This is a genomic window from Sulfuricurvum sp. (genome assembly GCF_019163035.1).
Taxonomy (GTDB): domain Bacteria; phylum Campylobacterota; class Campylobacteria; order Campylobacterales; family Sulfurimonadaceae; genus Sulfuricurvum.
The window spans coordinates 9,423-21,200 of the sequence record NZ_JAFLKV010000114.1 but is presented as its reverse complement, the minus strand read 5'-3'; the positions used below and the strand labels follow the sequence as shown (position 1 = coordinate 21,200).

Sequence of the window (11,778 nt, the reverse complement as noted above, 5' to 3'; positions counted from 1 at the left end):
ATGCGCTGAAGCGGTTCGAGGGTTCGGTCGTCATCGTCACCCACTCCGAAATGCTATTGCGTGAGTTAGCCGATCAGCTCATCATCTTCCGTGAGGGGAACGCTGAGTTTTTCGATGGCGGTTACGATGACTTTTTGGAGAAAATCGGATGGGATGAAGAGATCAGTGATGCTCCAAAACCTCCCAAAGTGACCCAAAACGTCAACAAAAAAGAGAACAAACAGCAACGCGCCGCACTCATCCAAGAGCGCTCCAAACTCCTAAGCCCCCTCAAAAAAGAGGTGGACACCTGCGAAAATACCATCATGAAGCTCGAAGAGAAACTAAAGACTTCTCATGAACTCCTCACGACCTATTCAAACCAAGGGGAGACCTCCAAACTCCTCGAACTCTCCAAAAGCGTCGGCGACGATGAGAAGATGATCGAAGAGCTATTTGAGCGACTCGAAATCGCGAGCGATGAGATAGCGCGTATCGAGAGCGAATACGAGGCGAAGATTGAAGAGCTCTAAAGTACGGCTCGACAAACTCCTCTCCTCATTGGGGTATTGCACTCGCAAAGAGGTTGCATCCCTCATACGTGAGCGGATCATCACCCATACCCTCAATCTACCCCTTAAAAGCGATACCAAAGTCTCTCATGATGAAATCCGTTTTGAGGGAGAGCCTCTCGATCCCCCTGCGGGGATGGTGATCCTGATGCACAAGCCCGTGGGTTACGTCTGTAGCCACGACGACGGCGAAGGTCGTCTCGTCTATGATCTCCTCCCGCCGCGATGGAGAGTGCGTGATCCCAAAATTTCCACCGTCGGACGGCTCGACAAAGAGACGAGCGGATTGCTTTTGCTCACTGATGATGGAGCACTCCTCCACCGCCTCACCTCCCCGCGCCACCATGTTGCTAAAATCTACGAAGCGACATTGGATCGACCGTTGCGAGGAGATGAAGCAGAGATTTTCGCTTCGGGAACATTGATGTTAAACGGCGAAAAAAGTCCGTGCCTCCCTGCAAAGCTCACTATAATCGATGAGACACACGTAACACTTGAGATTACTGAGGGTCGATACCATCAAGTACGGCGAATGTTTGCGGCGGTTGGGAATCATGTCACCTCGCTTCATCGTTCACACTTTGGGGATATTTGCCTTGGTGATTTAAAAGAGGGGGAATATCGCATTCTTTCAACAAAAGAAATACCATGCTGATTTTTGAAAATAACGATTTTATAGTTGTTACAAAACCCGCAGGTGTAAACTTTCACTCCGAGAGTGAAGCAGGATTTGTTGTTCAAATGTCTGATCAATTCCGCATCTCCCTTTTTCCAGTTCACCGCCTCGATAAAATGACTTCAGGGCTCGTAATCCTCGCTAAAAATGGTGAAACCGCCGCGCAGTTTGGGAAGATGTTTGAAAAGCGTAAAATCGAGAAATACTACCTCGCGATCTCGATACGCAAACCGAAGAAAAAAATGGGATGGATCAAAGGGGATATGGCGAGTGCACGACGTGGAGATTATAAACTCCTCACGACGATGGAAAATCCCGCGATTACGCAGTTCGTCAGTTGCGCGCTACGTACTCATGAGCGATTTTTTCTCATCAAACCCCATACAGGGAAAACCCATCAAATTCGTGTCGCTCTGAAAAGTCTCGGTTCCCCTATCGCAGGTGATGAGCGTTACGCGCAGGCTGATGAAGCACGCAAAGAAGAGCGAGGATACTTACACGCGTATGCTCTTCGATTTAACTTAAATAATGAAGTATTTGAGTTTATTGCACCGCCCGATGAGGGGGAGCGGTTTGTAAGTATGGAGTGTAAAATTCAACTCACCAATGAGTGGAATCAGCCGTGGAATGAGTTTTAGCGTAGTCCTTTGAGTAATAAGGCTTGGCTATACTCATAAATCGCTTCAAAATTATCTTTCATCATCAAATGACCGTCAATCAGCAGTGAAGCGAGCCCATGTATCGATGCCCATACCGTAGCCGCCTGAATCATCGGATTTTCCAGAGCAATAATCCCTTCATCTTGTGCTTCGAGGAGAAGTCCGATCAAGGCATACAACCCCGTCGCCTGAGACTCGTCTTTATAATCACATATCTCTTCGCGTTCTTGACGATAATTGTCACCAAACAGCAATCGATAGAGATTCGGATGCGCTATCGCAAAATCGAGATATGCTCTCCCCATCCTCTCAAACCGCTCCGCAACACTCTGGGTACGATCTTGAAAAATCGGGGTAAACATCAGATCAAGCTGTTCGTACCCTTTTTTAATCACGGCTTGTATTAAAGCCTCTTTATTCTCAAAATGGCGGTAAACAGCTGTTCGTGATGTTCCAAGACGCTGTGTCAAATCACGTAGCGTAACAGAATCCAGTCCCTCTTTGTCAATCATCTCCAACGCGGTTTCCATTAATGATTCTTTTAGGTTTCCGTGGTGATAAGGAGATGTTTTTTTAGCCGGCTCATTATTCATGGTAGTATTGTAACATGAGTTAAATAAAATAGATGAGATAATGTTGACATTGTTTACATTTAATGTTACCATTGTCAACATAAAAAGTAATAACGATTTAAAAAGGAAAACAGTATGAGGAATACGGCTCTTTTTCTCCTTGCCGCCCAATCGCTCATGTGTGCCGATCTCGCATCGTTACTCCCAAGTGCCAAAACCAATTTGCGGGTTGAATCAGCACGTCTAGAGATACAGAAATCTGAGGCTCAGCTCGATGAAGCTAAAACGGCCTATTTCCCAACGGTTACTGCGACTGCCCTCTATAAGAAAAAAGATAAAACGCCTGCTTTTGAGCCGAATAAAATCCAAGGTGCCGAGATAGGGGCGCAGATCAGTGTGTTTGACGGGTTTCGGCGTGAAGCGCTACTCGATGCCCTCCATGCGTCGATGAGTTCCGCCACCCACTCGCTCGCGCAAGAAGAACAAAATGTCCTCATGGAGACCATCGCGGCGTATTATGACTATCTCGATACCCAAGAGCGACTGAACGTCAATAAAGAGAAAAAAACTGAGATCCTCTCCGAAGTCGAACGTTATGAGGTGCTCGTAAAAAACGACCTCGCTACCACTGATATTCTCAAATCGTTGATTGCATCGAAACTGGAAACCGAGTATGATGAACAAAATCTCAAAATGTTGCTCGAAAAACATCGTAAACATCTGGAACTCCTGAGCGCAACTGCGATTCGTGAGCCGCTCGTCTACCGTGAACTTGCTCTTCCGACATTAACAACACTAGAGCGCCATGATCTGCAAAGTGATCGCTCTAAAATCGATATTTTACGTAATACCGAAGATCGTTACACCTATCTCCCCTCGATCACCCTCGAAGCGAAACACAAATACATGGAATACAGCGGCTACGATACGATGGGGGGAACCAATCTCCAGCCGCTGAACCAAAACGAAATCACCGCCTCACTCTCCATGACGTTGTTTGATATGGGACGAATCGCAAAAGAGCGTGAACAAGCCCGTATCGATACCCTTAAAGCCCAGAATCTCTTGGATTACAAGATCCAAAGTCTGAACAACGATGCCGAAATAGCCCTCATGTCGATCCAAACCTCCCAAAATGCCTACGACGCAGCCAAAGCCGAAGAGGAAGCGCGTCTCGAAGCCTTCGGATTTATCAAAAAACGCTTTGAGGCGGGGCTGCTCAATTCAACAACGTACCTCAGCGAACTCACCAACCTCACCTATTCGCGTGCGAAAGCTCGCAATGCCCGTAACACCCTCCAAGTAGCCAAAGCGAGTGCCGCCTATGCGTATGGAATCGATCTAATGACTCTAATCAAGGATGAAAAATGAAAAAAATTGCCCTACTCTCAACCCTCTGTACCTTATCGTTGTGGGCAGATGTATACGCCACGTTTGAGTCCCAAGCCTACCGTGAAGCCTCGTTGGGGATGAACGCATCGGGGATTGTTAAAAACGTCTCTGTCCAAAACGGCGATCATGTCAAAAAAGGGACCCTCCTCCTCCAGCTCGACAGTGCCGAAGAGCAACTCTCGCTTCAAATGGCAAAAGCCGATTTGGAGGCTATATCCAAAGAGACCGCCTTTTTGAGCGATCAGTACGCCCGCTATGAAAAAAGTGCGCAGGTATTCGATAAAAATACCCTTGGCAAACTCAAAGCCGAACTGGATGCCAAACGCTCCCAGCTAGAGCGTACACGATTATCAGTCGCCTATTCCGAACAAAAACTCTCTAAAATGCGCCTCACTGCCCCTTTTGCGGGAAGTATTTCGGAAAAAAATATCGAGATGGGGGATATGGTCTCATCCATGGGGGGAACGCCTCTTTTTAAACTCATCAGCGATCAAACCAAACTCCTCATCCAGTACGATTCTAAATTCGGATCACAGGTCAAAGTGGGGGATCGTTTTTGCACCTCAATCGATGGCAAATCGACGGGAAAATGTTCGAAAATCATCAAAATTTACCCTGCTATCAATACCAAAAACCGTCAAATGACCGCCGAAGCTGACGGTTCAGGATTGCGTCCCGGCACGTTCGGCGATGGCATGATCATGGCTAAATAGGACTTATCATGCACAAAATTGCCATTACCCGCCCTATCACCACCATTATGTTCGCCCTCGCGTTGATCTTTTTCGGATTGGTTGAACGAGGTGGTATGCCCTCAGCACTCTATCCCAACGTCGATTTTCCCATCGTTATCGTCACCACCACCTATAAGGGAGCCAATGCCGATATCGTCGAGAGCAAGGTGAGCGACAAGATCGAAGAGGCGGTGAGCGGGATTTCGGGACTCGATACCCTAAGCTCGGACAGTTCCAAAGGGATCAGCGTCGTCGTTGCCCAGTTTAAACTTTCCAAAGACCTCGATGAAGCGGTCAATGACGTCCGTGATAAAGTCTCCAGTATTCAACTCCCTAACGAAGTCGATAAACCCTCTGTTGATAAATATTCGATCACCTCTTCCCCCGTTATTACCCTCTTTTTGGCAGGAAGCGACACCCAGAAGGTGATGAAACACGCCGATGAGATATTAAAACCACGATTACAGCGCATCGAAGGGGTCGGCGGTGTAACGGTCGCAGGTTTACGCAAAAAGCAGATCCGTATCACCCCTGATCCTGCCCTTCTCGCCAAATATTCCCTCACCATGAGCGATCTAACCAACCTTATCCGTGCCCAAAATATCCGGATGGATGGAGGAAAGACGGTTGATCCTGCACACGAGTTCCAAATCCTCATCGATAACGACAGTAAAACGGTAGAAGCCCTCAGTGCACTTCGGATACGTGAGGGTCTTAGTCTAGGGGATGTGGCAACCGTGAGTGATACGTTAGCCGAAGAGCGAAGTTTTGCTTCACTGGATGGGAAATCAGGTGTATTGCTGATGGTCAAAAAAATGACGGGAGCCAATGATATCGCCATTGCCGATGCTGTGAGAACGCAACTTCCTGCCCTCACCGCGCTAGAGCCGACGATGACCCTCACCCCCTTGCAAGATACGACAGGATACATCCGTGACACCCTTGATGGGGTTCAGTTTGACCTTATTTTAGGTTCCGTCCTCGCCTCACTCGTCATCTTTTTATTTTTACGCAACTTCACCCTCACCCTCATCGCGGCAGTCTCGCTCCCCGTATCGATTTTCGGGGTCTTTGCGATCATGGGGTGGAGTGGTCAGACCTTCAATCTCCTCACCCTCACCGCCCTCACCCTCGCCATCGGGATCATCATCGATGATGCTATCGTCGTCATCGAAAACATCTTCAAACGACTCGAAGCGGGGCGTGACCGGATCAATGCCGCTATCGAAGGGGTGAATGAGATCCTATTTTCCATCGTCGCTATCTCGGCGATGCTTTTGGCAGTTTTTGTCCCCGTCGCCAAAATGAGCGGGATAGTGGGACGTTTCTTTACCAGTTTCGGTGTCACAATAATCGCCGCTATCGCTGTCTCATTCGTCATTGCTGTAACACTTATACCAATGATTGCTTCCCAAATCGCCAAAGGGGAGCACAGCCGTTTTTATCACAAGACAGAGCACTTCTTTGTCGCTATGGAGGAGATGTACCGCTCCCTCATCCTGCGTGTTTTGAAATACAAAAAGACCACTCTCTTTAGCGCACTCGCTGTTTTCATCGTCTCCATCATCCTCTCAGGGACACTGGGGATGGTATTTATGCCCAAAGAGGACAAAAGCCAGTTCGATATCACCCTAAAAGCTCCTGTCGGAACCAGTATCGGGGGTATGAAACAGCTCTCTCTCGATGCGCAACGTCGTATCGGCAAAATAGCAGAAGTAGAATACTGCACCCTCTACGTCGGACGAGGAAATGATCAAAAAGCAAACGAATCAGCACTCTATATCCGTCTCAAACCTCTTGACCAGCGCAAACGGAGCCAAAGCGAGGTCATGAAAGAGACCCGTGCGATGTTGGGAAGTCTAAAAGGGTTTACGATGACGAGTGTCACCGAAGTCAACGACATTGGAGGCTACGAGATCAACACCCCTTATCAGGTAATTCTTAAAGCCCAAAATATGGAAGATGCGGAAGCCTCAGCTCAAAAACTGATGAAATTGCTCAAAAGTACCAATGGGACAACCGATGTCCAAAGCAACATTCAGCCCAAAGCACCGCAACTGAGCATCACCGTCCTCACCCAAAACGCCACACGTCTGGGAGTCAACGTCGATGAAATCGCCCGTACTATCGCCAGCGGCTATTCGGGGGACGGAACTATCACCTTTATCCGCGAGCGGGGGAAAGAGTACGATGTCGTAATGCGCCTCGATGACACCAAGCGTGAAAATATCGAAGCACTTAACAGCCTAAACGTCCGTACCTCTTCGGGGATAACCATCCCCATCTCGGCAGTGGTATCCATCACTGAGAGTTACGCACCAACCACGATTAAACGATTCGACCGCCTCAAAAAGGTGATTGTCGGAAGCGACATCACCAAAGCACTACCACTCGATAAACTCGTCACAATCGTCAATGAACGTCAAAACGAATGGTTGGGTAAAGGGGTCGCTTATGAGCTCGATGGTGATGCCAAACACATGCAGGAGAGTAACGAAGCATTCGGCGTGGCTATCGGTGCCGCACTCGTGATGATCTATCTCATCCTAGCCGCTCTGTACGAATCACCATTGCAACCGCTCATCATCATGAGTGCACTGCCGTTGAGCTTTACAGGGGCATTTATCGGTCTGTGGGCGGCTGGGATGAATATGTCGCTCTTTAGTATGATGGGGCTGATGCTCCTTCTCGGACTGGTCGGGAAAAACTCCACTCTCGTCGTCGATGCCGCAAACCGCCTCCAAGACGCAGGGAAACCGCTCGATGAAGCCATCGTCGAAGCGGGACTCTCCCGCTTACGCCCTATCCTAATGACGACAACGGCGATGTGTTTCGGGATGCTTCCTCTCGCCCTCTCCGTCGGAGAAGGCTCTGGGGTCAAAGGACCGATGGGGGTTGCCGTCATCTGCGGATTGCTCCTCTCGACGCTGACGAGTCTCCTCGTCGTTCCCGCGCTCTACAAAGTCCTCGCACCGCTTGATGCGAAAATTCGTAAACTCTATACGATTAAAAAAGAGCCTACCGAGGTCGGATAACTCCGTCCTCTTTTTTCAGATCCCGCCGCATCGTCTCTCGAACATAATCCATCCCGTTATAAAACTCCCGCATCATCACCGAAAAAAGATACGAGCCTCGCGCACTCACTTTCCCCATATAGAGAGCACCAATCCGTTTTAAAAACACATTTTCCAGCCACAAATGCTCACGATCCGAAGATAACCCGAACAACTCCACCATCATCCGATATTGTTTGATTGCACGTTTCGGAAACGTGATGGCATGAGTTATTGGTAACCGCCCTGAATCTAAGATTTTTGCGTACTCAGGAAGTGAAAAGGTATTGGCATAGAGGGTATCGCCGATAAAACTGAATGCACCGCTTCCGATCCCGACGTATTCGCTCCGTTCAATCACGTATTCATCGATAATCCCCTCGTCTGCTAACGACCATGCCCAACTCGATCTCTGTGTGTATATCCCCCTCATCCGCTCCATAATGATACGGTATAGTTTTGCTTCTTGCGTATCATTGAGAGCCCCCCACCGCTTGCTAAGATTCTCTCGAATCCCCGGTGCGTACATCAACGGATAAAAAGTCACTTGAGGTGGTCGAAGGGTGAGAATCGTATCGATTTCAGAGTGCAGTGCCTCTTCGCTCTGATAAGGGTAGTTATAGATGATATCGATGTTGACGATTGGAAAATTGGTGAGAGAGCGCTTTACTTTCTCATATTGCTCAACGGCAGAACCAAACTTTTTATACCGTCCGATCTGCTTGAGGGTGTCGTCGTTAAAACTCTGAATCCCGATGGAAAGGCGGTCGATTTTGTCCTGCAAATGTGCATCTTCCAAATCGCCCAAATGTTGAGGATCACTCTCGCAGGAGACTTCACGGATCTCAAACAACGACTTTGCCAAATCTATCGTCTCACCGAGTTCTCGCGGCAGGATTGTCGTCGTTCCCCCTCCGAAATAGATCGAATCAAACCGATATCCTAGCGCATGAACCATCCGCATCTCTTGGTGCAGCAGTTCAAAATAACGCAGTGCACTCGGCTCATCAAATCGGAACTTATGAAAGGAACAATAAGGACACAACGTCAGACAAAAAGGAATATGGATATAAAGGAGCAGTGGTGTTGGATCGGATGCAGAAGGTAGGGATTTTTGGGTAGGTTTGAGATGAAGATATTTTTTTACCGCCCATTGCATCGTTTTAGAAGCCATTTTTTCAGCCCATCCAAACACAATTTCAGTTTCCCCCTTCTCCTCCACTATTGCCATATCATCCCCCTATTTGGAGGCATTATAGCACGATGGTCACACCCTTTGGACTACTTTTTGCTATCAACTTTATAACAATATTATAAGGAGTTCAAATGCAGGTTAAAACGAACAGTTCTTATCCGTTCTCAAACCCTTTTGGTACTACCTCCTATTCCCCTCCACCGACGTATAAAGAGATCTCACAATCGGGTGAAATCGATCAGATTAAAGACGATTACAGTATGATCTCTCAAGAGCTGAATCCCTCGGAAAAAAAGCTTTATAACACCCTGATTTCTGCCGAAAACTACGAAGCCGCCAAAGGGATCGTAACGGTTGGATTTATGCGTGCGGCAGGTACATATCACGACAGCAACGGTGATCCCCTCTCCGGGGAATCACTCACTGTGGATTTGACAAAGCTAAATCCACCTGATTCCAAAGAGGAACAAAATACCCTCAAAGATTTACAAGAATATCTCTCACTAAACCCTTCTACTGACTCTATGAATAAAGAACAGCGGGGTAATCTACTCGATCTAAAAGTCTAATCCAAATGAATTTAGACAATCTGAAGCAACTTATCATTAACGCTTCTCATACCATCAACAGCGAGTACCTACGTTTGTTTCACGGACGGGGCAATACCTATGGCGGCTATCGATTTCTCACGGTTGATAGCGTAGACAAAGTACTCTTTGCTGTACTGTTCAATTTGGATGATGATGAAGAAGCGATTATCTCGATCTTACGGGATATCTATACCACCCAATCAAAATGGGAAGTCCTCATAGTACAACAGCGCTATCTACCCGCGTCACCTTCTACGATCATTGCAGGAGAGTTGCCGAGCGATACATATGCCATAGAGAACAATCTCAAATATCATGTCAATTTTCAAAGTGCCCAGAATATCGGATTTTTTCCCGATATGAAAATCGGTCGAGAATTCATCCGTAATCATGCACGAAACAAAAATGTCCTCAACCTCTTCTCTTACACCTGCTCATTTTCTGTTGTGGCTATCGATGCAGGAGCAAAGAGTGTCGTTAATGTTGATATGAATAAAAATGTCCTCTCGATGGGAAGAGAAAACCATCGTATCAATGCCCTTGAGACAAAAAACGTGGAGTTTATGCCCTACAACATCCTCAAATCCTGGAGCCGTATCCGCAAAAGCGGCCCCTATGATCTGATAATTATCGATCCTCCCAGCTTTCAAAAAGGGTCATTCGCAGCAACAAGCGATTACGAAAAAATCATCCACCGACTTCATGAGTTTGCTGCAGAAGAGTGTATTGTCCTCTCGACACTTAATGCTCCCGAACTTGATAGTGAGTTTATCAAAACCCTTTTCCGTGAAAATGCTCCTGAGTTTCGCTATGTTGAGAGATTGGAAAATTTAGAGAGCTTCCCGGAAATTGAGGAAGAGCGGAGTCTGAAGAATTTAGTTTTTAGAAAAAAAATTTAACCATCACTATTACATGATATTAGCTATGAGCTTTAGACATAAAATATCGTATACTACAATTTTTCACCCACCGTCATTATTAAAGGCTATTTATGAAACGCGTATTACTATTAAACCTGCATCAAAAATATGAAGGGATTGCTAACGGCAATCTGACAAGAGCTCTTCTGAAAGAGGCAAAAGCTTTCTTTAGTACCAATGGCTATGAGATACAAGAGACAACCATTGAAGAAGGATATGATATTGCCGAGGAGCTGGAAAAATTCAAATGGGCCGATTTATTTTTCGTTCAATCACCTGTCTATTGGATGGGATTGCCTTGGTTGGGGAAAAAATACATTGATGAAATTTTTTCAGCAGGAGTCAATACGGTCACCTATTCGAGTGACGGTCGAAGCCGAACGGATCCTTCCAAAACCTACGGTAGCGGAGGATTAATGGAGGGGAAACACTACATGCTCAGTTTTACTTATAACTGTCCTGTAAGCGAATTTGACAATCCAAAAGGATTTTTTGACGGATTGAGTTTGGATGAGGCAAATATCGCTCTTCATAAAACCTTCCAATTTTGCGGCGTAAAGCCATATCCGAGCTATAGCGTCCATGATATTTATAAATCAGAGTTTAATATCGACAGTGCGATTAAAGCACTAGAAAATCATTTGAAACAAAACCTAAATTAAGGAATCCCTTGAATACATTTACCTATTACAACCCTACCCGTATCGAATTCGGACGCGGTAAAGAAAATAATATCGGAGCCATGATTGCCGAACAAGGGATCAAACGTCTCCTCCTCGTCTACGGAACCGGTTCGATCAAGAAAAACGGTTTGTATGAACGCGTCATCGCGAGTCTCACAACCGCGGGAATCGCTTATGAAGAGTTGGATGGTGTCGTCAGTAATCCGCTTCTCTCCCGCGTCCATGAAGGGATCAAAATAGTAAAAACCCATAATCTGCAAGCTGTTCTCGGTGTCGGCGGAGGCTCGGTCGTCGATTCTGCCAAAGCGATCGCGGCAGGAGCGCTGTATGAGGGTGACGTATGGGATTTTTTCATTCAAAAAGCCTCTATCACCGTTGCCCTTCCCGTCTATGCAGTCATGACGCTCGCAGCAACCGCCAGTGAGATGAACGGCAACTCGGTTGTGATGAATGACACTACCAAACAAAAATACTCAATTGCCTCCGTACTCGTCAATCCGAAAATATCAATTATCAATCCCGAACTCATGATGAGCGTCACCCCTGAATATCTCGCCTATTCGGCAACCGACATTATTGCCCATACGATTGAAGTCTATTTCACCGCCAGTGATCATCCCCATTTTCAATCCCGACTCGTAGAATCTATCATCAAAACAGTTATCGAAACAACTGAAATCCTCCTCAAAGATCCCCTCAATTACGATGCACGTGCCGAGTTTGCATGGGCGTCAACTCAAGCGCTCAATGGCT

General features: G+C 46.8%; 11 protein-coding genes and 1 pseudogene. 10 read left to right on the top strand and 2 right to left on the bottom strand.

Going from position 1 to position 11,778, the window contains the following annotated elements:
* The 3 genes and pseudogenes from JZU62_RS08200 to JZU62_RS08190 form a co-directional block, all read left to right on the top strand.
* A pseudogene (locus JZU62_RS08200) lies at window positions 1-512 on the top strand (ABC transporter ATP-binding protein); the annotation flags it as partial.
* Window positions 499-1,206, top strand: a complete 708-nt coding sequence (locus JZU62_RS08195; protein WP_295013699.1) for a 16S rRNA pseudouridine(516) synthase — start codon at window positions 499-501, stop codon at window positions 1,204-1,206. The pseudogene JZU62_RS08200 and the gene JZU62_RS08195, both read left to right, overlap by 14 nt.
* Window positions 1,200-1,865 carry a TIGR01621 family pseudouridine synthase gene (locus JZU62_RS08190; RefSeq protein ID WP_295013697.1) on the top strand — a complete coding sequence of 222 codons (666 nt, stop codon included), beginning with the start codon at window positions 1,200-1,202 and terminating at the stop codon, window positions 1,863-1,865. The genes JZU62_RS08195 and JZU62_RS08190 overlap by 7 nt, the downstream gene beginning before the upstream one ends.
* Here the strand turns inward: JZU62_RS08190 and JZU62_RS08185 are convergent.
* Entirely contained in the window at window positions 1,862-2,551 is a 690-nt protein-coding gene (locus JZU62_RS08185) for a TetR/AcrR family transcriptional regulator (RefSeq protein WP_295013695.1), read from the bottom strand. The two genes, JZU62_RS08190 and JZU62_RS08185, sit on opposite strands and share 4 nt — an antisense overlap.
* A gap of 42 nt (window positions 2,552-2,593) precedes the next feature.
* Here JZU62_RS08185 and JZU62_RS08180 point away from each other — a divergent pair, with 42 nt between their 5' ends.
* From JZU62_RS08180 to JZU62_RS08170, 3 genes are read left to right on the top strand one after another with little or no spacing between them, the layout of a single operon-like run.
* The gene (locus JZU62_RS08180; RefSeq protein ID WP_295013693.1) at window positions 2,594-3,829 is read left to right on the top strand and encodes a TolC family protein; all 1,236 of its coding nucleotides are present in this window, start codon (window positions 2,594-2,596) and stop codon (window positions 3,827-3,829) included.
* The gene (locus tag JZU62_RS08175; RefSeq protein WP_295013691.1) at window positions 3,826-4,563 is read left to right on the top strand and encodes an efflux RND transporter periplasmic adaptor subunit; all 738 of its coding nucleotides are present in this window, start codon (window positions 3,826-3,828) and stop codon (window positions 4,561-4,563) included. Before JZU62_RS08180 ends, JZU62_RS08175 begins: the two co-directional genes overlap by 4 nt.
* 8 nt (window positions 4,564-4,571) lie before the next feature.
* Entirely contained in the window at window positions 4,572-7,619 is a 3,048-nt protein-coding gene (locus JZU62_RS08170) for an efflux RND transporter permease subunit (RefSeq protein ID WP_295013689.1), read from the top strand.
* Here JZU62_RS08170 and JZU62_RS08165 read toward each other — a convergent pair.
* The gene (locus JZU62_RS08165; protein WP_295013687.1) at window positions 7,603-8,868 is read right to left on the bottom strand and encodes a coproporphyrinogen III oxidase family protein; all 1,266 of its coding nucleotides are present in this window, start codon (window positions 8,866-8,868) and stop codon (window positions 7,603-7,605) included. The genes JZU62_RS08170 and JZU62_RS08165 overlap by 17 nt on opposite strands.
* Window positions 8,869-8,963: 95 nt before the next feature.
* Here JZU62_RS08165 and JZU62_RS08160 point away from each other — a divergent pair, with 95 nt between their 5' ends.
* The 4 genes from JZU62_RS08160 to JZU62_RS08145 form a co-directional block, all read left to right on the top strand.
* A complete protein-coding gene (locus JZU62_RS08160) occupies window positions 8,964-9,401 on the top strand; it encodes a hypothetical protein (protein WP_295013685.1) in 438 nt (145 codons plus the stop codon).
* A gap of 5 nt (window positions 9,402-9,406) precedes the next feature.
* On the top strand, window positions 9,407-10,321 hold the full coding sequence (locus JZU62_RS08155; RefSeq protein ID WP_295013683.1) for a class I SAM-dependent methyltransferase: 915 nt from the start codon (window positions 9,407-9,409) through the stop codon (window positions 10,319-10,321).
* Window positions 10,322-10,413: 92 nt separating this feature from the next.
* Window positions 10,414-11,004: an NAD(P)H-dependent oxidoreductase gene (locus JZU62_RS08150; RefSeq protein ID WP_295013681.1), complete on the top strand. Its 591-nt coding sequence runs from the start codon at window positions 10,414-10,416 to the stop codon at window positions 11,002-11,004.
* Between the two features lie 8 nt (window positions 11,005-11,012).
* The coding region (locus JZU62_RS08145) for an iron-containing alcohol dehydrogenase (RefSeq protein WP_295013679.1) at window positions 11,013-11,778 on the top strand (766 nt) is incomplete at its 3' end.